The organism is Streptomyces sp. NPDC056486, assembly GCF_042795295.1.
Taxonomy (GTDB): Bacteria; Actinomycetota; Actinomycetes; order Streptomycetales; family Streptomycetaceae; genus Streptomyces.
Genome location: NZ_JBHTSF010000014.1, coordinates 11,623 through 31,822, shown reverse-complemented (window position 1 = coordinate 31,822; position 20,200 = coordinate 11,623). Strand labels below are relative to the sequence as shown.

The 20,200-nt window shown below is 69.1% G+C and carries 18 protein-coding genes and 1 tRNA gene; 12 read left to right on the top strand and 7 right to left on the bottom strand.

Annotated features, from left to right (window positions below; all coding sequences use genetic code 11):
* The 4 genes from efeB (at position 1) to ACFQ7F_RS08845 (ending at position 5,050) form a co-directional block, all read left to right on the top strand.
* Positions 1 to 1,266: an iron uptake transporter deferrochelatase/peroxidase subunit gene (efeB, locus tag ACFQ7F_RS08860; RefSeq protein ID WP_383268245.1), complete on the top strand. Its 1,266-nt coding sequence runs from the start codon at positions 1 to 3 to the stop codon at positions 1,264 to 1,266.
* An 81-nt stretch (positions 1,267 to 1,347) separates the two neighbouring features.
* On the top strand, positions 1,348 to 2,283 hold the full coding sequence (gene pheA / locus ACFQ7F_RS08855) for a prephenate dehydratase (protein WP_383268243.1): 936 nt from the start codon (positions 1,348 to 1,350) through the stop codon (positions 2,281 to 2,283).
* Positions 2,284 to 2,924: 641 nt separating this feature from the next.
* A complete protein-coding gene (gene serS, locus ACFQ7F_RS08850; protein ID WP_383268240.1) occupies positions 2,925 to 4,214 on the top strand; it encodes a serine--tRNA ligase in 1,290 nt (429 codons plus the stop codon).
* Positions 4,211 to 5,050: an HAD family hydrolase gene (locus tag ACFQ7F_RS08845; protein WP_383268238.1), complete on the top strand. Its 840-nt coding sequence runs from the start codon at positions 4,211 to 4,213 to the stop codon at positions 5,048 to 5,050. Before serS ends, ACFQ7F_RS08845 begins: the two co-directional genes overlap by 4 nt.
* 105 nt (positions 5,051 to 5,155) lie before the next feature.
* Here the strand turns inward: ACFQ7F_RS08845 and ACFQ7F_RS08840 are convergent.
* The 5 genes from ACFQ7F_RS08840 to ACFQ7F_RS08820 form a co-directional block, all read right to left on the bottom strand.
* Positions 5,156 to 5,243, bottom strand: a tRNA-Ser gene (locus ACFQ7F_RS08840).
* A 255-nt stretch (positions 5,244 to 5,498) separates the two neighbouring features.
* On the bottom strand, positions 5,499 to 6,218 hold the full coding sequence (locus tag ACFQ7F_RS08835) for an ABC transporter permease (protein WP_383268235.1): 720 nt from the start codon (positions 6,216 to 6,218) through the stop codon (positions 5,499 to 5,501).
* 11 nt (positions 6,219 to 6,229) lie between these two features.
* Positions 6,230 to 7,141, bottom strand: coding sequence for an ABC transporter ATP-binding protein (locus ACFQ7F_RS08830; RefSeq protein ID WP_249588953.1), 912 nt, complete (start codon positions 7,139 to 7,141; stop codon positions 6,230 to 6,232).
* Positions 7,138 to 8,043 (bottom strand): ABC transporter permease, encoded by a 906-nt coding sequence (locus ACFQ7F_RS08825; RefSeq protein WP_383268232.1) that lies wholly within the window; start codon positions 8,041 to 8,043, stop codon positions 7,138 to 7,140. Before ACFQ7F_RS08825 ends, ACFQ7F_RS08830 begins: the two co-directional genes overlap by 4 nt.
* Entirely contained in the window at positions 8,033 to 9,025 is a 993-nt protein-coding gene (locus ACFQ7F_RS08820; protein ID WP_383268407.1) for an ABC transporter ATP-binding protein, read from the bottom strand. The genes ACFQ7F_RS08825 and ACFQ7F_RS08820 overlap by 11 nt, the downstream gene beginning before the upstream one ends.
* A 274-nt stretch (positions 9,026 to 9,299) precedes the next feature.
* Here ACFQ7F_RS08820 and ACFQ7F_RS08815 point away from each other — a divergent pair, with 274 nt between their 5' ends.
* From ACFQ7F_RS08815 to ACFQ7F_RS08780, 8 genes are all read left to right on the top strand, one after another.
* The gene (locus ACFQ7F_RS08815) at positions 9,300 to 10,151 is read left to right on the top strand and encodes a M24 family metallopeptidase (RefSeq protein WP_383268229.1); all 852 of its coding nucleotides are present in this window, start codon (positions 9,300 to 9,302) and stop codon (positions 10,149 to 10,151) included.
* Positions 10,148 to 11,929: an SDR family oxidoreductase gene (locus ACFQ7F_RS08810; RefSeq protein WP_383268226.1), complete on the top strand. Its 1,782-nt coding sequence runs from the start codon at positions 10,148 to 10,150 to the stop codon at positions 11,927 to 11,929. The genes ACFQ7F_RS08815 and ACFQ7F_RS08810 overlap by 4 nt, the downstream gene beginning before the upstream one ends.
* Positions 11,926 to 12,858 (top strand): metal-dependent hydrolase, encoded by a 933-nt coding sequence (locus tag ACFQ7F_RS08805; RefSeq protein WP_383268223.1) that lies wholly within the window; start codon positions 11,926 to 11,928, stop codon positions 12,856 to 12,858. Before ACFQ7F_RS08810 ends, ACFQ7F_RS08805 begins: the two co-directional genes overlap by 4 nt.
* 119 nt (positions 12,859 to 12,977) lie before the next feature.
* Entirely contained in the window at positions 12,978 to 13,901 is a 924-nt protein-coding gene (locus ACFQ7F_RS08800; RefSeq protein ID WP_383268404.1) for a MerR family transcriptional regulator, read from the top strand.
* A 189-nt stretch (positions 13,902 to 14,090) separates the two neighbouring features.
* Positions 14,091 to 14,690 (top strand): RNA 2'-phosphotransferase, encoded by a 600-nt coding sequence (locus ACFQ7F_RS08795; protein WP_383268401.1) that lies wholly within the window; start codon positions 14,091 to 14,093, stop codon positions 14,688 to 14,690.
* A 19-nt stretch (positions 14,691 to 14,709) separates the two neighbouring features.
* Positions 14,710 to 15,156, top strand: coding sequence for a hypothetical protein (locus tag ACFQ7F_RS08790; RefSeq protein WP_383268220.1), 447 nt, complete (start codon positions 14,710 to 14,712; stop codon positions 15,154 to 15,156).
* A 36-nt stretch (positions 15,157 to 15,192) separates the two neighbouring features.
* The gene (locus tag ACFQ7F_RS08785; RefSeq protein WP_383268217.1) at positions 15,193 to 16,116 is read left to right on the top strand and encodes an LLM class flavin-dependent oxidoreductase; all 924 of its coding nucleotides are present in this window, start codon (positions 15,193 to 15,195) and stop codon (positions 16,114 to 16,116) included.
* A gap of 61 nt (positions 16,117 to 16,177) precedes the next feature.
* On the top strand, positions 16,178 to 17,077 hold the full coding sequence (locus ACFQ7F_RS08780) for a Cof-type HAD-IIB family hydrolase (protein ID WP_383268214.1): 900 nt from the start codon (positions 16,178 to 16,180) through the stop codon (positions 17,075 to 17,077).
* 55 nt (positions 17,078 to 17,132) lie between these two features.
* Here the strand turns inward: ACFQ7F_RS08780 and ACFQ7F_RS08775 are convergent, their stop codons facing one another.
* Positions 17,133 to 18,173: a murein hydrolase activator EnvC family protein gene (locus tag ACFQ7F_RS08775; protein ID WP_383268211.1), complete on the bottom strand. Its 1,041-nt coding sequence runs from the start codon at positions 18,171 to 18,173 to the stop codon at positions 17,133 to 17,135.
* A gap of 141 nt (positions 18,174 to 18,314) precedes the next feature.
* Positions 18,315 to 20,060: a GAF domain-containing sensor histidine kinase gene (locus tag ACFQ7F_RS08770; protein WP_383268208.1), complete on the bottom strand. Its 1,746-nt coding sequence runs from the start codon at positions 20,058 to 20,060 to the stop codon at positions 18,315 to 18,317.
* Positions 20,061 to 20,200: the final 140 nt, after the last annotated feature.

Below are 20,200 nucleotides of genomic sequence, written 5' to 3'. Positions count from 1 at the left end.
ATGGCGGACAACGGGATTTCGAGGCGGCGGCTGATCGGCACCGCCGGCGCCACCGGTCTCGCGCTCGGCGCGGCTGGCGGTGCGGCCGGGTACGCCGCGGCGCCGTCGGAGGCGTCTTCAGCGGCTCGTGCGGCGTCACTGACGTCCCTCGGCGCGGACGAGGTCATGTTTCACGGGAAACATCAGCCGGGCATCACCACGCCCGTCCAGTCCCGCGGCCATCTGGTGGCCTTCGACCTGGCGGCGGGCGCGGGCCGCAAGGAGGCGGCCGCTCTGCTGCGCCGCTGGTCGGCGACGGCCGAGCGGCTGATGGCGGGCAAGGCCGCGGCGGGCGAGGACACGGATGTCGCCCGGGACGCGGGGCCGTCGTCCCTGACCGTCACCTTCGGCTTCGGCCACGGCTTCTTCGGGCGCACCGGCCTGGAGAAGCAGCGCCCGTCCGCGCTCGACCCGCTGCCCGACTTCTCCTCCGACCACCTCGACAAGGCGCGCAGCGACGGCGACCTGTGGGTGCAGATCGGCGCGAACGACCCGCTCGTCGCCTTCCACGCGCTGCGCGCGATCCAGAAGGAGGCCGGTGACGCGGCACGGGTGCGCTGGCAGATGAACGGGTTCAACCGCTCGCCCGGCGCGACCGCGCAGCCGATGACGACGCGCAACCTCATGGGCCAGATCGACGGCTCGAACAACCCGAAGCCGTCGGAGGACGACTTCGACCGACGGATCTTCGTGCCCGCCGCAGGAGCCACGGGAGCCCCGGGAGCCGCAGGGGACCCTTCGTGGATGGCCGGGGGCTCGTACGTCGTCGTACGCCGCATCCGGATGCTCCTCGACGACTGGGAGAAGCTCGGCGTCAAGGACCAGGAGGCGGTCATCGGGCGCCACAAGTCGGACGGCTCACCGCTGACCGGCGGTACGGAGACCACCGAGCCGAAGCTGGAGAAGGCGGGCGCGGACGGCAAGTACGTCATCGCTCTCAACGCCCACGCCCGCATCACCCGGCCCGACCAGAACGGCGGCTCCGCGATGCTGCGCCGCCCGTTCTCGTACCACGACGGCTTCGACAAGGGCGGGGAGCCGGACGCGGGCCTGCTCTTCGTGTGCTGGCAGGCCGACCCGCTCCGCGGCTTCGTGCCGGTGCAGCGCAAGCTCGACCGCGGGGACGCCCTTTCGGAGTTCATCCGGCACGAGGCGAGCGGCCTCTTCGCGGTGCCGGGCGGGGCGGCCAACGGGGAGTACGTGGGTCAGCGGCTGCTGGAGGGGTGACTCTCTTCCTTCGTCCGTGGGGCGGGTGCCGCTTCGTGAGACGCGTGAGCCATGCCACGTACAGGCCATTAGGGTGACGGTATGTCGGCGATGCGCTACACCTATCTCGGCCCCGAGGGCACCTTCACCGAAGCCGCCCTCCGCACACTCCCGGAAGCGGCAACCCGGGAGCTCGTCCCGATGGTGTCCGTGCCGGCCGCGCTCGACGCGGTCCGGAACAGCGACGCGGCGGCGGCGCTCGTGCCGATCGAGAACTCGGTCGAGGGCGGTGTCACGACCACCGTCGACGAACTCGCCAAGGGCGAGCCCTTGATGATCTACCGCGAGGTCGTCCTGCCGATCGCCTTCGCGCTGCTCGTGCGGCCAGGCACGCAGCTCAAGGACATCAAGACCGTGACCGGCCACCCCGTGGCCCAGCCCCAGGTCCGCAACTGGCTCGCCGCGAACCTCCCGGACGCCCTGTGGGAGTCGGCGGCCTCGAACGCGGACGGCGCCCGCCTGGTCCAGGAAGGGCGCTTCGACGCGGCCTTCGCGGGCGAGTTCGCGGCGGCGACGTACAGTCTCGAACCGCTGGTCAGCGACATCCACGACGCGGCGACCGCCGAGACCCGCTTCGTCCTGGTCGGCCGCCCGGCCCGCCCCGCCGCGCCGACCGGTGCGGACAAGACCTCGGTGGTCATCTGGCTCGGCGACGACCACCCGGGCGCCCTGCTCGAACTGCTCCAGGAGTTCGCCGTACGCGGGGTCAACCTGATGCGGATCGAATCGCGGCCCACCGGCCAGCGCATCGGTAATTACTGCTTCTCCGTGGACGCCGAAGGGCACATCACGGACCGCCGTGTGGGCGAGGCCCTTATGGGCCTCAAGCGGATCTGCCCGCAGGTGCGTTTCCTCGGGTCCTACCCGCGGGCGGGGGTGTCGCCCGGCGACCTGCCGCCGCTGCGGCCCGGGACGACCGATGGCGAGTTCCTCGCGGCGTCGGACTGGCTGACGCAGTGCCAGGACGGCCGGTTCTAAGCGATCCCCGGGCGATCCCCCGGCGATCCCCGCGCGATCCCTCTGGCGGTTCCTGAGCTGCTCCTGGGCTGCTCCTGGGCGGTCTTACCTGCTGATTTACGTTGTCCACAAAGTTATCCACAGGCCCCCTTCTCGACCTGGGGACAAGTCGACAACGAAGCGTGACATGGTCGACAAATCGGCCTACAACCCACAAGTCCGTCCACAGTCGCGCACGTCACCCCTCGTCCACTCTTTTCCATTGATCAACTCTTTGGAGCGAACCATTTCCACTCGAAAGTGGGTGTGAGGGTGGTTTGGGACGGGAATCCTTCGTCGCGCATGCGGCTTTCGGAACGATCCCTTCCGGCATCCACAGATCTTTCGCACAGCCTGTGGATAACTTTTCAGCAGGGGATATTCCTGTGGACAACCGGCACGCCAAGTCCCGCTCCACGCAAGGGGATCGGGTCAATGGGGCACGCCCACTCTGCCCCATTTCGGGGAATGACACGCTTTCCGTTGACCTGGAACCGACCCCTGGGCCGACCCGGAATCCTTCGTGCCGCTTTCCGGAATTCACATTCCGGCAAATCGGTCATAACGCTACAGCGTGGAATATCGAGTCGAGAGCCGGAACCGCTCGACGGTAGCCTGGTGGGGTGATTGACCTTCGCCTGCTCCGTGAGGACCCCGACCGTGTTCGCGCCTCCCAGCGCGCCCGTGGAGAGGACGTCGCGCTCGTCGACGCCCTGCTCTCCGCCGACGAGCGGCGCAGGTCCTCCGGACTCCGCTTCGACGAGCTCCGTTCCGAGCAGAAGGCGCTCGGCAAGCTCATCCCCAAGGCCTCGGGTGACGAGAAGGCCGAGCTCCTGAAGAAGGCCGGCGAGCTCTCCGCCGCCGTCAAGGCGGCCAACACCGCTCAGGACGAGGCCGACGAGGAGACCAAGCGTCTCCTGCAGCAGCTGGGCAACATCGTCCACCCGGACGTCCCGGTCGGCGGCGAAGAGGACTTCGTCGTCCTCGACACCATCGGCACCCCGCGCGACTTCGCGGCCGAGGGCTTCGAGCCCAAGGACCACCTGGAGCTGGGCGAGGCGCTCGGCGCCATCGACGTCGAACGCGGCGCGAAGGTCTCAGGATCGCGCTTCTACTACCTGACCGGTGTCGGCGCGCTGCTCGAACTGGCCCTGGTGAACGCGGCGATCGCGCAGGCGACGGAGGCCGGGTTCATCCCGATGCTGACGCCCGCCCTGGTCCGCCCGCGCGCCATGGAGGGCACGGGCTTCCTCGGCCAGGCCGCCGAGAACGTCTACCACCTGGAGAAGGACGACTACTACCTGGTCGGCACCTCCGAGGTCGCGCTCGCCGGTTACCACATGGACGAGATCATCGACGCCGACAAGCTGCCCCTGCGGTACGCGGGCTTCTCGCCCTGCTTCCGCCGTGAGGCCGGCACGTACGGCAAGGACACCCGCGGCATCTTCCGCGTGCACCAGTTCGACAAGGTCGAGATGTTCTCGTACGTCGACCCGGCGGACGCGGAGAACGAACACCAGCGGCTCCTGGAGTGGGAGAAGCAGTGGCTGACCGGCCTCGGCCTGCCGTTCCAGGTGATCGACGTGGCCACGGGTGACCTGGGCTCCTCGGCGTCGCGGAAGTTCGACTGCGAGGCGTGGATCCCGACGCAGGGCAAGTACCGCGAGCTGACCTCCGCGTCGAACTGCGACAGCTTCCAGTCCCGCCGTCTGTCGATCCGGATGCGCGAGAACAGCGACGGCAAGAAGGTGACGCAGCCGCTCGCGACGCTGAACGGCACGCTCTGCGCCGTCCCGCGCACGATCGTCGCCCTTCTGGAGAATCACCAGCAGGCCGACGGCTCCGTGTGGGTGCCCGAGGTACTGCGTCCGTTCCTGGGGGGACGAGAGATCTTGGAGCCCATCAACAAGTGAGTCACCCTGCTCCTGCCACACCGTCCGTTTCCACGCCGCCCTTCCCGTACAAGCTCGTCGCGACCGACCTCGACGGAACGCTCCTGCGCTCCGACGACACGGTCTCGCCGCGTACGCGCGACGCGCTCACCGCGGCCACCGCGGCGGGCGCCGCGCACATCGTCGTCACCGGCCGTGCCGTTCCCTGGACCCGGCACATCCTCGACGATCTGGGCTATGACGGCCTGGCGGTGTGCGGGCAGGGCGCGCAGGTCTACCACGCGGGCGAGCACCGGCTGCTCACGTCGGTCACGCTCGACCGGCAGCTGGCAGGCATCGCCCTCGCCAAGATAGAGGCGGAGATCGGCCCGCTGGCGCTTGCCGCGAGCCGTGACGGCCTCGACGGCGAGGTGATCGTCGGTCCTGGGTACCTGGTGCAGGAGGGCCCGCTGCCCGTCGTCCCCTTCACGGATGTCGCCGATCTGTGGTCGGCTCCGCTGAACAAGGTGTACGTCCAGCACCCGGGCCTCAGTGACGACGAGCTGGCCTCGGTGGCACGTCAGGTGGCGGGTGGTCTGGTCGGCGTGACGATGGCCGGCGAGGGCGTCGTCGAACTCCTCCCCCTCGGCCTCTCCAAGGCAACGGGACTGTCCCTCGCGGCCCGCCGCCTGGGCGCGAAGGCCGCGGACACGATCGCCTTCGGGGACATGCCCAACGACATCCCGATGTTCGGCTGGGCGGCACATGGCGTGGCGATGGCCAACGCCCACGAGGAGCTCAAGACGGTGGCGGACGAGGTGACGGCGTCGAACGAGGACGACGGCATCGCGACGGTGCTCGAGCGGTTCCTGGTCTGATTTCAGCCCGTCCGGCGTTTGAGGACGAACTCGGCGAAGCCGGTGATCGACGGCAGCGCGGTGCCGGGCGCCGATGAATCGGCTCGAGCCCAGTACAACGTCTTGCGGAGGATGCGCGGATCGAACGCGCGCGGGATTTTCGGTCCCGACGACGGCTTAGCAAGCCGCTGCCTTACCACTCGGCCAATCCTCCGGGTGGGCGACCCGCGCAAGAAGTGCGCGCTCGAAGTGGCCGCCCCGGGCAACTCCCCCGTGGGCGGGGCTCTACGGAGTGAGTAACTACTCCGAGGCCTGCCGCGGGCTGCCCTGCTGGGAACTCGACGGACTACTGATGGACACGTCGGCTCCTCTCCCAGTAAGCGGGCGCCAGGGTCGTGGCGCGGTGACAACAACTACTGTGCCCGCGCCTCCACATCGCCCGCCACTGAATTAATGACTCCTCAGTTACTTACTCCTCCCCGGCCAGCTTCAGCGACCGGAGCTTCTGCCCGGCGTACCACGTGGTGAGGACCGTGACGCCGACAAGCAGCACCGTGGCGACCGGGAGACCGACGTCCGAGGTGACCAGGTCGCCGCCCGCGGTCTTCTGGGCGACGGCGAGCGACCACTGCTGGACGCTGAGCGTGCGCGCCCCGGGGACCAGGGACCCGAAGAGGGCCTCCCACACGAGGGCGTAGACGAGTCCGAAGACCACCGCGTGCCGGGTGATGGTGCCCAGGAGCAGGAAGATCGCGGCGTACGCGATGGAGGCGACCAGGGCGGCGATGGTGTACGCCACGGCGATCTGCTGGCCGTTGCCGTTCAGGATCATGCCCGCGATGAAGGTCGGGACCGCGGAGAAGGCCATCGTCACGGCGATGGCGACGGTGAGCTTGGTGAGGATGATCGTGGGCCGCTTGATCGGCTTGGAGAGGAGATAGACGACGGAACCGTCGTCGATCTCCGGGCCGATGGCTCCGGTGCCCGCGATGACGCCGATGATCGGCACCATCGTGGCGAGCGCGAAGCCGCCGAGGAGGTCGGATGCGACCTGGTCGTCGGCGCCGCTGAAACCGCGGACGGCGGCGGAGATGACGATCAGGAGGACGGGCAGGGCGAGGAGGATCAGAGCCCGGCGGCGGCCGAGCAGGGCCCGGTAGGTGAGCCGGGCGACAGTGGGGTCGTACACGAGAGCTCCCTTCAGGCCGCGACGAGATAGGAGAAGACCGACTCGAGGGACTCGTCCGATGGCGAGACCGTGAGGAGCCGGATGTCGTGATCACGGGCGATGCGTGGCAACAGGGCGGTGAAGCGCCCGAAGTCGATGGCTTGGATGCGCAGGGCGCCTTCCTTGAGGTCGACTTCGATTCCTGCCGTCGACGGGTCTGCGATCAGGGCGGCGGCCAGCGCGCGGTCGTCGCTGGAGCGCACCAGGTAGCGGTGCGGGCGGTCGGTCATCAGGCGGCGGATCTTGCGGAAGTCACCGCTCGCCGCGTGCCGTCCTGCCACGATCACCTCGATGTGCGAGGCCAGTTGCTCGACCTCTTCGAGGATGTGCGAGGAGAAGAGGACCGTGCGGCCCTCGTCCCCCATGCGCCGCAGCAGGTCCATCAGCTGCATGCGCTGGCGAGGGTCCATGCCGTTGAACGGCTCGTCGAGCAGGAGTACGGACGGTTCATGGACGAGGGCGGACGCCATCTTCACGCGCTGGCGCATGCCCTTGCTGTACGTCGAGATCTTGCGGTCCTGCGCGTACTCCATCTCGACCGTGGCGAGGGCCTTGTGGGCGGCCCGCTCGTCCAGGCCGTGCAACTCGGCGTTGGCGACGACGAATTCGCGTCCGGTGAGAAAGTCGTACATCGCCTCGCGCTCGGGGACGATGCCGATGTCCTTGTAGATCTGTTCGTTGCGCCATATCGGCTTGGCGTCGAGGGTGACGCTGCCGGTGGAGGGGGCGAGGAAGCCGCCCATCATGTTGATCAGGGTGGACTTGCCCGCGCCGTTCGGGCCGAGGAGGCCGGTGACGCCGGGGCCGACGTTCATCGTGATGTCGTTGACCGCCACCACGTTGCCGAACCAGCGGGAGGTGTGGTCGATGTTGATCGTGCTCACAGCCCGACCTTTCGGTAGCGGCGCATCAGCGCGCCGTAGCAGCCCGCGATGAGGGCGAGGACGACGACCACGTAGACCACGCCCGTGCCGGACGAGGGGCCTTCCCCTCCGGGGAAGGCGGAGGTCGCGCCGAGGAAGGCGGTCTGCACGCCGTCGATGAGTGTGATCGGCGAGAAGAGGCCGAGCCAGGCGATGACGTCGGTGCTGCCCTGTTCGTACGCGATGGCCTGGACCGTGGACACCGCCCCGTAGCTGATGGTCAGTACGGCGATGACGGCGGCGATCCCGAAGCCGCGGCGGGGTGTGATCGCCGAGACGATGAGGGCGATTCCAGAGAAGAGGAGCGAGAGCAGCGCCACGGAGACGAGCCCCTGGCCGAAGCCCTTCGTCTGGTCCGCGAAGTCGAGCTTGGCGAGCAGCGCCCCTACGTAGAGGACGAGCAGCGGTGCGGCCGTGAGGACGAAGAGGGCCGAGGACATCGCCGCGAACTTGGCGCGTACGTAGTCGCTGTGCTCGATGGGGCGGGAGAAGTAGAGGGGGACGGTCTTGAAGCGCAGGTCGCGGGAGACCGTCTGGGGGGCCTGGGCGGCGAGGTAGAGACTGATGACGGCCTGCAGCACGATCGCGTATCGGGTGTAGTCGAGGGGGAGGTCGTTCGCCTTGGTGGTCACGGCGACCGCCACCATGATCGCGGCGGGGACGCACATCACCGCGAAGAGGATCATGGGCAGGACCTTGGACTTGGCCGAGCGGCCGAGTCCGTACGCCCCGCGCAGGCTCTGGGAGAAGAGCGAGCGGCGGGCGTAGGCGCGGCCCAGGCGCGGGCCGTCGTAGTTGCGATAGCCGATGTTGTGGATCTGGGTCTGTTCGCCGGCGTGTGCCGGGGGCTGCTCAACCGCCATGACGGACCGCCTCCTTCCGCGCTTCCGTCTTCTCGGACTGTTCGGGCTGCTCGGCCTGCTCGGACTGGAAGACCTCTGCGATGTGGTGCCTTCGCTGTTCCATCCGGACCAGGCCGAGGCCGAGGTCCGCGACGAGGTCGCGGACGAGGTCGTACGTCTCGTCGCCGTCCGCTTCGAGCAGCACGGTGTGCCCGGCACCCGGCAGGCCGCTGCCCTCGTGGGTGGAGACCCCGCGTCCCTGCAGCGCCTCACGGAACGCTTTGGTGCCGTCGGGGTGTTCGTCGCTGTCCGTCACCTCGATGGCCAGCGTCGTGGTGATCTGGGTGAAGTCGGTGGTGGAGCTGGACCGCAGGAGCTTGCCGCCGTCGATGACGACGACGTGGTCGCAGGTGCGCTCCAGCTCGCCGAGCAGGTGCGAGGTGACCAGGACGGAGATGCCGAAGTCCGTGTGGACGCGGCGGATGAGGCCCAGCATCTCGTCGCGGCCCACGGGGTCGAGGCCGTTGGTCGGTTCGTCCAGGAAGACCAGGTCGGGGTCGTGGACGAGGGCCTGCGCGAGCTTCACGCGCTGCTTCATCCCCGTCGAGTAGCCCCCGATGGGGCGGTAGCGCTCTTCGTAGAGGCCGACGTGCCGCAGCGTGTCCGCGGTGCGTTCACGGGCCGCCGTGGGCGGCAGGCCCGACATGCGCGCCATGTGGACGACGAACTCGGTGGCCGACACATCGGGCGGCAGGCAGTCGTGCTCGGGCATATAGCCGACGCGCTCACGGATCTGGCCGCCGCTGGTGGCGACGTCGAGACCGAGCACAGCGGCGGTGCCCTCCGTGGCGGGGGACAGACCCAGCAGGATCTTGATCAGTGTGGACTTGCCGGCTCCGTTGGCTCCGACGAGTCCGGTTACACCGGGCCCGATATCCATGGAGAGCCGGTCAAGCGCGGTCACCCTCGGGAACCGCTTGCTCAGGCTTTCGGTCGCGATCACAGTCACGTTTCGAAGGTAGTGGCGCAGGCCACATCGGGCGTCAGACCAGGGTGCTGTCCTCGTATCACTCTCGGGTATTACGGGCCCGTAAGGGTCGTCCTGAGGTCGCCCCCTGGGGGACAACCCTCGGCTTCCCCCGGAGTCGGGCCCGGCTCGTGCACAGCTATTGACGTAGCCGCTGAGCATTGTCACATTCATCAGTGTCAAGTTACGGACGCGTACTGCGATGGACCGGTCACGCGTACGGCGACGACGGACACGGACGGACGGTGGCATGACCTCAGCAGTGGCAGGCGAACTCACCGCGGAACTGCGGGGGTTCAGGGAAGTGCAGACCCTCGCGTATGAATGCGCGGAGGCGGTCGCGGCGCAGCTCAAGCCGGGTGTGACCGAGCGCGAGGCAGCGCGGATGCAGCGTGAGTGGCTGCGTGAGCGGGGTGTGCGGGACTGGTTCCACCTGCCTTTCGCCTGGTTCGGGGACCGCACGGCGTTCGCGAACTTCCGGATACCGCTGCAGTTCTTCCCCACCAACCGCCGCCTCGAGCCGGGGATGCCTTTCATCCTCGACATGGCCCCGGTCCACAAGGGATACACGGCGGACATCGGCTACTCGGGCTGCCTCGGGCTCAATCCCCTGCACGACAAGCTGCTCTCTGATCTGGAGGCGCACCGCGAGCTGCTCCTGCGCGAGGTGCGTGAGCGCCGCCCGCTGCGCGAGATCTATGAGGACGTGGACCGGCTCATGGTCCGCCAGGGCTATGCCAACCGCCATCGCGCGTATCCCTTCGGAGTCATCGCGCACAAGATCGACCGGGTCAAGGAGCGCCGCAGGTCGCCGCATGTCTTCGGCTTCGGCACCCAGTCCCTGAAGGGGCTGGCGAGCGACGCGCTCCATGGCCACAGGGACGGCTGGTCCCCGCTGTGGTCGCCGTACAAATTCTCCGACCACCCGCCCCAGCCGGGGCTCTGGGCGGTCGAACCGCACCTCGGATTCAGGGGTACGGGCGCGAAGTTCGAGGAGATCCTGGTCGTCACCGACTCCAAGGACCCCGAGCAGAGCGCGTTCTGGCTGGATGACGATCTGCCGCATGTGCGGCGCTGGGCTGAGGAGAGGGCCGCCGCATGACCACGGAAGGAATCACCAAGGGGATCAAAGACGCCCGCGAGCGCTGGGTGCGCACGGGCGGAGTGGAGCTGTGCGTCGCCGAGCTGGGCGATCCGACGCAGCCCACGGTGCTGCTCGTACACGGCTATCCGGACTCCAAAGAGGTGTGGTCGGATGTCGCCGAGCGCCTCGCCGACCGCTTCCATGTCGTGCTCTACGACGTGCGCGGCCACGGCAGGTCGACGGCTCCGCAGCCGCTGCGCGGCGGATTCACGCTGGAGAAGCTGACCGATGACTTCGTGGCCGTCGCCGATGCGGTGAGCCCGGACAAGCCGGTGCATCTGGTCGGCCACGACTGGGGTTCGGTGCAGGCCTGGGAGTTCGTCACGGTCAAGCGCACCGAGGGGCGCATCGCGTCCTTCACGTCGATGTCGGGGCCCTCGCTCGACCACTTCGGGCACTGGATCAAGAAGCGGATGACCCGGCCCACACCGCGCAAGGTCGGCCAGCTCCTCGGTCAGGGCGCCAAGTCCTGGTACGTGTACATGCTGCACACGCCGGTGCTCCCCGAGCTCGCCTGGCGCGGCCCACTCGGCAAGCAGTGGCCGAAGATCCTCCAGCGCATGGAGAAGGTGCCTGCGGGCGACTACCCGACGTCGTCGCTGCCGTCGGACGCCGCACACGGAGCGTGGCTCTACCGCGACAACGTCCGCCCACGGATGCGCAGGCCCCGCGCCGACGCCTACGCGCACGCGCCCGTGCAGCTCATCACGCCGTCCGGCGACATCTTCCTGTCGGAACGGCTCTATGACGAACTGGAGCTGTGGGCTCCGGACCTGGTGCGCCGCAGCATCCCGGCCAAGCACTGGGTGCCCCGCACCCGCCCCGACCAACTGGCGTCTTGGATCACCGACTTCGTCACCTCCAACGAGGACGGTGTGCCCGCGAAGGACACTGTGGCCACGGGGAAGCACGCCGATCGCTTCGGCGGCCAGCTGGTCCTGGTCACCGGCGCGGGCAGCGGCATCGGCCGGGCCACCGCCTTCGCGTTCGCCGAGGCGGGCGCACGCGTCGTGGCCGTCGACCGGGACGCGGAGAGCGCGGCGCGCACGGCGGAGATGTCCCGTCTGGTCGGCGCCCCCGAGGCCTGGGGCGAAACGGTCGACGTCACCGACGAGCAGGCCATGGAGAAGCTCGCCGAGAAGGTCGCCAGGGAGTACGGCATCGTCGACGTCCTGGTGAACAACGCGGGGATAGGCCTCTCCGGCTCCTTCCTCGACACCAGCGCCGAGGACTGGAAGAAGGTCCTCGACGTCAATCTGTGGGGCGTGATCCACGGCTGCCGGCTCTTCGGCAAGCAGATGGCCGAGCGCGGCCAGGGCGGCCACATCGTCAACACCGCGTCCGCGGCGGCCTATCAGCCGTCCAAGGCTCTGCCCGCCTACAGCACCTCCAAGGCGGCGGTCCTGATGCTCAGTGAGTGCCTGCGCGCGGAGTTGGCGGGCAAGGGCATCGGAGTCTCCGCGATATGCCCGGGTCTCGTGAACACGAACATCACGGCGACCGCGCGCTTCGCCGGAGTCGACGCCGAGGAGGAGAAGCGCCGCCAGAAGAAGGCCTCGCGCCTGTACGGCCTGCGGAACTACCCGCCGGAGAAGGTCGCCGACGCGATCCTGCGCGCGGTCGTCAAGAACCAGGCCGTCGTCCCGGTCACCCCGGAGGCCCGTGGCGCCCACCTCATGTCCCGCTTCACGCCCAGGGCCCTGCGTGCGATCGCCCGATTGGAGCCGCCGCTGTGAGCACGGAGAAGAGCACCGACGCGGACGCCGAGGAGCACTACACGATCGTTCCGCGCCGGGTCTCGTTCGACTGGGAACGGACCCCGCTGCACTGGATCCCTGACGAGCCCACCGCAACGCACGTCATCAACGTGCTGCATCTGCTTCTCCCGGCGGGGGAGCGGTGGTTCGTGAAGGTCTTCAAGGAAGGCCTGCCCCTGGTCACCGACCCGGTGCTGCTTGGGGACGTCAAGGGGTTCATGGGCCAGGAGGCCACGCACAGCGTGCAGCACGCGCATGTGCTCGACCACCTGGCGGCGCAGCGCCTCGACACCGCCGCCTTCACCAGGTACGTCGACTTCCTCTTCGAGAAACTTCTCGGCGAGAAGCCGCCGTTGGGGGCGCCGATACCGACGCAGGAGTGGCTGCGCTTCCGTCTCGCGGTCGTCGCGGCGATCGAGCAGTTCACGGCGGTCCTGGGGAACTGGGTGCTGCACGCCGAGGGCCTGGACCACGCGGACGCCGACGAGGTCATGCTCGATCTGCTGCGCTGGCACGGCGCGGAAGAGGTCGAGCACCGCTCCGTCGCCTTCGACATGTACCAGCACTGCGGCGGCGACGGCCTGCCCCGCTATGCCCGCCGCATCGCGGGCATGACGGTCACGGCTCCCGTGATGCTGTATCTGTGGATCTGGGGCACCGCCTATCTGATGCGCCGGGATCCCCAGCTCGCGGGGCGCCTTCGCTACTCCCTGGCCGAGCACAACAAGGCGGTCAGGAAGGGCCTGCTGCCCACCTGGCGAGAGCTCGGTACGGCCATACCCCGCTACCTGCGGCGGTCGTACCATCCCTCGCAGGAAGGCTCGCTGCGCAAGGCCGTCGAATACCTGGCGGAGTCACCCGCGGCACGGGCCGCGGCCGCTGCGGTCGGCCGAGCGGCCATCGCCTAGCACGAGGTTCTACGGAGGCGGGGAGCGTGGACGAACAGTCGGGCGCGGGACAGAGGCCGGTGGATCACCACGCCACCGAGCACAGGCCGGTGGATCACCACGGCACCGAGCACAGGCCGGTGGAGTACCGCATCGAGGACCTGGCGCACCACAGCGGCGCCACGGTCCGTACGATCCGCGCCTACCAGGACCGCGGCCTGCTCCCCCGGCCCGAGCGGCGCGGCCGGGCCAATGTGTACGGCGACGCGCACCTGGCCCGGTTGAGGCAGATCGCCGATCTGCTCGACCGGGGCTACACCCTGGCCTCCATAAAGGAGCTGCTCGAGGCCTGGGACACGGGCCGGGGACTCGGCGGCGTCCTGGGGCTCGCTGTCGAGGTCGACGGGCCGTGGACGGACGAGAAGGCCGACCGGATGACCCGGGCGGAGCTGGACGCGGCGTTCGGCGGCGATCCGGACGATGCCGCGGTGGCCGACGCGATCGCGCTCGGCGTGCTCGAGCCCATGCCGGGGCGGGACGACGAATTCCTGGTTCCGAGCCCTCAAGAGCTCGCGGTCGCCGTCGAGTTGCACGCCGCCGGTGTTCCGCTGTCGGCGATCTCGGGCCATCTACGGGAGTTGAGGGGGCAGGTCGAGCACATAGCCTCCCGTTTCCTGGAGTTCACGACCGAGCATGTCTTCGCCCGCTATCTCGGGCATCACCCGCCGAGCGAGGCAGACGCGGCGGAGGCGGCCGCTCTCGTACGGCGCCTGAGGCCGCTCGCCCAGCAGTCGGTCGACGCCGAACTGGCTCGGGCCATGCGTCTGTTCGCCACCCGGCACCTCCAGCATCACCTTGCTTCGGGGCAACCGGCCCAACGGACGAATGAGCCGTTCCCGGTGGCGCTGCCCGCCGCGACAATGCAGGCCGTGGAGGGGCTAGTTGGACGGGAGAACGCCGACGCGTTCGTTGCTGCCGCCACTGAACGGGAAGTACAGGCCAGGACATTGGACGCACTTGCCGCAAGTCATGGCAATATCGGATCCGTTGATCAAAAGGCCTAAATCGGCAGGGTGTTGTCCACAGAATCGCCAATTCCCCTGTGGATAACTGGACTTGGCTGTGGATCAAACCTGTGGACGAAAAGTGACGGATGAAAAGTCGGTGGACGAAAATCAAGTGCGGGGAGAACGGTTCGGAGCGAGGCTGAATGGATGAATGCAGAACCCCCCTCCGACGAGGCGGCCGACGACATGGCCGACGAGGTGGCCTATGAGGTGGCCTATGAGGTGGCCTATGAGGTGGCCGCCGAGCGGCGCACCGTGAAGGTGTCGAAATACCTCTCCAAGCACCTGCGCCACCAGCCCGAGAAAATCGGACTCTCGCTCGACGAGAACGGCTGGGTGGAGATCGATGCCCTCATCGCCGCCGCGACGGCACACGGTTTCCGCTTCACCCGTGCCGAGCTCGAGCACGTGGTGGCCGTGAACGACAAACAGCGCTTCGCCGTAGAAGACAGCCGGATCCGCGCCAGTCAGGGCCACTCCGTCGACGTCGACCTCAATCTGCCTCCGGCGACCCCGCCCTCGTATCTCTTCCACGGCACGGTGGCACGCAATACGGCCGCGATCCGCGCCGAAGGCCTGCGGCCCATGAATCGCCATGCCGTTCATCTCTCGCCCGACCGCGAGACAGCCACCCGCGTCGGCGCCCGCCGCGGTCGACCCGTCGTGCTCTCCGTCGACGCGGGCGCTATGCACCGCGACGGACACGTGTTCCAGGTCAGCGCCAATGGCGTCTGGCTCACCGCCGCCGTGCCCCCTGGCTATCTCCGTTTCCCGCACAAGCACTGACCAGGCAGGATCGGTGGGCATGGAGCACCTGCACAGTACCGAGGCCGCACTCGCCGCACTCCGTGAGATCGCACGGGAGTACGAGCGGGAGGTGGAGATCTCGCACGACATCGGCGCCGACCAGACCTCACGCCGGAGCTCGGCGGGCATCGGCGTGACCACGGACCCCGACGGATCACTGCCTCATGAAGCGTTCGTGGAATTCGGCGGATCGCCCCGGCTTTCGGTGCGGCTCTACCCCGACGACGATGCGCTGATCACCGTCGAGGGCGTCGAATGCGCCGACATCCCCCGCGACCACGTGCCCGCCTTCCTGCGATCGGTCCTCGGCGGTCTCGCCCATGTGAAGGGTCGGCGTTTCCCGCCCGGCTACCACCTGATCGTGCCGCTGCCGGGCGACGAGACGCACAAGGAGTACATCCCCATGGTCGCCCTCACACCCTGGCTGAACAGCAGATTCCAGTGAAATCCCGACAGGTCGGCGGGGCATACGCTCTGATACATGAGTTTGCGTCTGAGCACCGTGATCCTGCCCGTCCGCCGCTGGCACGAGGGCGGCAAGGAGCGTTGGCAGCGAGCTGAGGAGCTCGGCTTCCACACCGCGTACACCTATGACCACCTCTCCTGGCGGACCTTCCGCGACGGGCCCTGGTTCGGTGCCGTCCCGACCCTGACCGCCGCCGCGGCCGCCACCGACCGGCTGCGCCTCGGCACCCTGGTCACCTCGCCGAACTTCCGGCACCCGGTGACCCTCGCCAAGGACCTGATCACGCTGGACGACGTGTCCGACGGCCGGATCACCCTCGGCATCGGCGCGGGCGGCAACGGCTTCGACGCCACCGCGCTGCTCAAGTCCGGCGAGGAGCCCTGGACGCCGCGCGAGCGTGCCGACCACTTCGGCGAGTTCCTCCCCCTTCTCGACCGCCTTCTTACCGAAGACGTCGTTTCGCACGAGGGCGAGTACTACTCGGCATCCGAGGTGCGGAACATCCCGGGCTGCGTCCAGCGCCCCCGGTTGCCCTTCGCGGTGGCCGCCACCGGGCCGCGCGGCCTGAAGCTCGCCGCGCGCCACGGGCAGGCATGGGTGACGACGGGCGACCCGAAGCTCTTCGAGAACGGCACCCCGGAGCAGTCACTTCAAGCCATCCGCGGACAGGCGGACAAGCTCGCCACGGCCTGCGACGCGATCGGGCGCGACGCCGCCGAGCTCGACAAGATCCTGCTCACCGGGTTCACCCCGGGCCGCCCCATGGACTCCTTCGACGCCTTCGTGGACTTCGCCGGCAACCACGCTGAGCTGGGCTTCACCGAGATCGTTCTGCACTGGCCGCTTCCGGGGACGGATTTCGCCGCAGACGAGAAGATCTTCGAACGGATCGCCACGGAGGCCCTGGTCCAGCTGGGAAGCGGCACAGCAGGGGCGTAAAGGCACTCAGATGTGCGCCCCAGCGCACGCCCGTGCACCTATGTGCGGGACAATCGATGGCGTGACCTCAGCTACCCCACGGCCCAGGACCCCGGCCGCCTCCGTCCCCCACCGGCCCAAGGCCCGGCTGATCGCCACGGACCTGGACGGCACCCTGCTGCGTGACGACAAGTCCGTGTCCGACCGCACCGTCGCCGCACTCGACGCCGCCGAGCGGGCCGGGATCGAAGTCTTCTTCGTGACCGGCCGCCCGGCCCGCTGGATGGACGTCGTCAGCGCCCACGTCCACGGCCACGGCCTCGCCATCTGCGGCAACGGCGCCGCCGTGGTCGACCTGCACGACGGCTCGGGCGGCCACCGCTTCGTCAAGGTGCGGGAGCTGCGGCGCCAGGACGCCCTTGACGTCGTCGGCCTGCTGCGCGCGGCGGCCCCCGGTACGTCCTTCGCGGTCGAGCGGACCGGCGGGCTGCACCACGAACCGACCTACCCTCCCCTGCACTTGGAGCCCGGCGAGAGCGTCGCCCCCGCGGAGAAGCTCCTCGCCGAGGACTCCGACAACGCGACCCAGCCCATCCTGAAGGTCCTCGCCTTCCACCCCGAACTCGCGCCCGACGACTTCCTGGTCGTGGCCCGCGCGGCCGTGCGCGGACAGGTGGAGATCACCCGCTCAAGCCCGAGCGCCCTGCTCGAGATCAGCGGTCCCGGCGTCTCCAAGGCCAGCACCCTGGAGCTGTGCTGCGCCGAGCGCGGCATCATGCCCGAGGAGGTCGTCGCCTTCGGGGACATGCCGAACGACATCGAGATGCTCACCTGGGCGGGCACCTCGTACGCGATGGGCAACGCACACCCGGACGTGCTCGCCGCCGCTTCGGGACGCACGGTCGCCAACAACGAGGACGGCGTCGCGGTCGTCATCGAACGGATCCTGAGCGAACAGCAGGACGAACAGCAGGACGAGTAACAGGGCGAGCAGCGAGGCGCCCAGAGCGACTGACCCCGGCGCCGGAGCCGGGCCGCTAGACCCGCACTCCCCGCTCGTCCAGCCACTTGACGGGGTCCACCCCGGACCCCGGATACGGCGTGAGCCGCACCTCGAAGTGCAGGTGCGGCCCCGTCGAGTTGCCGGTCGTGCCCGCCTGCCCGAGCCACTCACCGGGGCGCACCCGCTCCCCCTGGCCGACGGTGACGGCGGCCAGATGCGCGTACTGCGTGTAGTAGCCGCCCTTGTGCGACACCACGACCTCGATGCCGAAGCCGCCTCCGCACGACACGGACACCACCCGGCCCGTGCCGACCGCCCGCACCGGCGCCCCGATGCCGACCGCGAAGTCCTGCCCTGTGTGCCGATGCGACCAGCGCGAACCGGCGCTGTCGAAGCCCGCCGACAGTTCGTACGTCTTCACGGGCGTCCTCCACGCGCGCGTGGAGGACGTTTTCGGCTGATCCAGGCGGACGGCACCTCTGCACTGCCCGGCCGCGACCGACTGGTCGGCCTCGCCCTGCAGGGTCCACTGCGCCGACTCCAGCTTGCTCTCGATCCCGCGCTTGAGCTTCGTGAGGCCTTCGTTGCGCCGATCCAGGGTGCGTTTGGCGCGGTCCGCCGTGCGTTTGGCGTCCGTGAGCCTGGCGGCGGCCCGCTGGGTCTTGGTGACGGCGTTGGTGACGGCGAGGTCCGCCTGCCACATCAGCCGCTGACCGCGCATCAGTTCTTCCGGGCTGTCGGCGAGCAGGAGTTGGGCGGTCTGAGGGAGGCCGCCACCGCTGCGGTACTGGGCGCTGGCCATCCGGCCGAGATCTCCGTGCAGCACATCGACCGCTTGCCGCTCCTTCGTGAGGAGCCGGTCCAGTTTCCGGACCTTCTTGCGTTGCACCTTGGCGGCGTGCCGCCCCTCTTCGTAGCGCACGGTCGCCGCGGAAGCCTCCTCGTAGAGGCGTGCCACTTCAGCGCTCGCGTCCGGCGCTTCAGAGGTGTCGGCGGGCATGGGGCACAGGAGCGCGCACAGCAGTAACGACACGATGACGAGCGGGAGGTGGGTACCGCGGTGGCTCAAGCGCATTCAAGGATCGTTGCCCGGCGGCCGTGGCCGGGTCCTGCGGGACTCGTGCACCCGGGGCAACCGGTGCCCCGAACAGCCCACTTCCGTACGGCCGAACAGGGGCCCTGCCATTCCCCCGATCCCCACCCATGCCGACCCCCGCTAATAGGGCGCCTGCCACACCACCGTCGTGCCGCTGCCGTCCTCCCCGATGCCGGCTCCGTACCAACTGTCCCCGCCCAGCGACTCCGCCCGCCGCTTGAGGTTCCTCAGGCCGCTGCGCCTGCCGCCCTCAGCGATGCCGACCCCGTCGTCCGACACCGTCAGGCGTACGCCCTGCTGCTCGTCGGGAAGGCTCACCGTCGAGTCGACGACGACATCGATATGGTCGGCCCGCGCGTGCCGGAACGCGTTGGACAGCGCCTCGCGCAGCGCCGCGATGAGGTTCTTGCCGGTGAGCTCGCCGACCACCGTGTCCACCGGTCCCACGAAGTGGTGCGTGGGCTTGAAGCCGAGCGGCACAGCAGCCATGTTGATCTCGCGCAGGACACGCGTACGCAGCCCGGAGGGAGCCTCGGCCGGGCCCTGCTGCAAGGCGAAGATCGCAGTCCGGATCTCCTGGATCGTCACGTCCAGCTCGTCGACGGCCTTGCCCACGCCCGTCTGCACCTCGGGCACGACGGACCTGCGCTGGGCGCTCTCCAGCATCATCCCGGTGGCGAACAGGCGCTGGATGACCAGGTCGTGCAGGTCCCGCGCGATCCGGTCGCGGTCCTCGTACACCGCGAGCCGTTCACGGTCGCGCTGCGCCTCGGCCATCATCAGCGCGAGCGCGGCCTGCGAGGCGAACTGGGTGGCGAGGGTCCGCTCGGTCTCGCTGAACGGCCGTGCGCCACGCGCGCGTGGCGTGACGAGGGTCCCCATGACGCGGCCGTCGCTCTGCAGCGGAAGCATCATGACGGGTCCGTAGTCGCGGGCGTGGTCGGTCATGACGCGCGGATCCGTCGCCGCGTCGTCGAGGAACACGGAGTCCCCTGCGAGCAGATCGGTGATGATCCGGCTCTCCGGGGGGATGATCACGCCGAGCAGCCCGGAGGGTTCGTCCGAGGAGACGGCGACGATCTCCATGCCGCCCTCCTCGTCGGGCAGGAGCACGATCCCGGCGGCCGAGTCGGCGAGATGGCGGGCCTGTTCGGCGACGACGGCGAGCGCCTCTTCCGCGTCGCTGCCCGAGAGCAGTGCCGTGGTGACCGCCACGGAGCCGTCGATCCAGCGCTCGCGCTGCATGGCGGCCTCGTAGAGGCGGGCGTTGCCGATGGCGATGCCCGCCTCCGTGGCGAGCACGCGGACCATGTGCGCGTCGTACTCGTTGAAGTCGGCGTCGCCCCTCTTCTCGGTCAGATAGAGGTTGCCGAAGATCTCGCCCTGGACGCGGATGGGGACGCCGAGGAAGGTCCGCATCGGCGGGTGGTGGGCCGGGAAGCCGCACGAGCGCGGGTCGGCCGACAGGTCCGCGAGGCGCAGGGTCTCCGGCTGGTGGATGAGGGCGCCGAGCAGCCCCTTGTGTCCGTCGGGCAGGCGCCCGATCCGGTCGGCGGTCTCCTCGCCGATGCCGAAGTAGACGAAGTCGGAGAGCCCCTTGCCGTCTTCGGAGACGACGCCGATCGCCGCGTAGTGGGCGTCCGCGAGCTCGGCCGCCGTCTCGCAGATGCGGTCCAGCGTGGTGTGCAGTTCGAGTCCGGCGCCGACGGAGCGCATCGCTTCGAGGAGCTGCGGCACGCGCGCGGTCAGCTCGGGGGAGAGCCCCTGGAGGCCGCGGGTCGCCTTCTTCGCCGCCTCGATCGGGTCCGGTGTGCCCGGTGTGCCGTCGGGGTGCGGAGAAGCGGCGGAGGCCGAGGGGACTGACATGCCTTTGAGAGTAGTTAGTCCTATTTGGCGAGGAAAGTCGAGGCGGGTGCCCTGAAGGGCACCCCCCCCCCCACCCCCCAACCCCAAAAACAACCCACCCCACCCCCCCCCAAAAAACCCAAGCCAAAACCACACACCCC

Bases quoted from the DNA above. Each gene is read 5' to 3' on its own strand.
- efeB (WP_383268245.1), top strand. From the start codon at position 1: ATGGCGGACAACGGGATTTCGAGGCGGCGGCTGATCGGCACCGCCGGC.
- pheA (WP_383268243.1), top strand. From the start codon at position 1,348: ATGTCGGCGATGCGCTACACCTATCTCGGCCCCGAGGGCACCTTCACC.
- ACFQ7F_RS08825 (WP_383268232.1), bottom strand. From the start codon at position 8,043: ATGGCGGTTGAGCAGCCCCCGGCACACGCCGGCGAACAGACCCAGATC.
- ACFQ7F_RS08815 (WP_383268229.1), top strand. From the start codon at position 9,300: ATGACCTCAGCAGTGGCAGGCGAACTCACCGCGGAACTGCGGGGGTTC.
- ACFQ7F_RS08810 (WP_383268226.1), top strand. From the start codon at position 10,148: ATGACCACGGAAGGAATCACCAAGGGGATCAAAGACGCCCGCGAGCGC.
- ACFQ7F_RS08795 (WP_383268401.1), top strand. From the start codon at position 14,091: ATGGCCGACGAGGTGGCCTATGAGGTGGCCTATGAGGTGGCCTATGAG.
- ACFQ7F_RS08790 (WP_383268220.1), top strand. From the start codon at position 14,710: ATGGAGCACCTGCACAGTACCGAGGCCGCACTCGCCGCACTCCGTGAG.
- ACFQ7F_RS08785 (WP_383268217.1), top strand. From the start codon at position 15,193: ATGAGTTTGCGTCTGAGCACCGTGATCCTGCCCGTCCGCCGCTGGCAC.
- ACFQ7F_RS08775 (WP_383268211.1), bottom strand. From the start codon at position 18,173: ATGCGCTTGAGCCACCGCGGTACCCACCTCCCGCTCGTCATCGTGTCG.
- ACFQ7F_RS08770 (WP_383268208.1), bottom strand. From the start codon at position 20,060: ATGTCAGTCCCCTCGGCCTCCGCCGCTTCTCCGCACCCCGACGGCACA.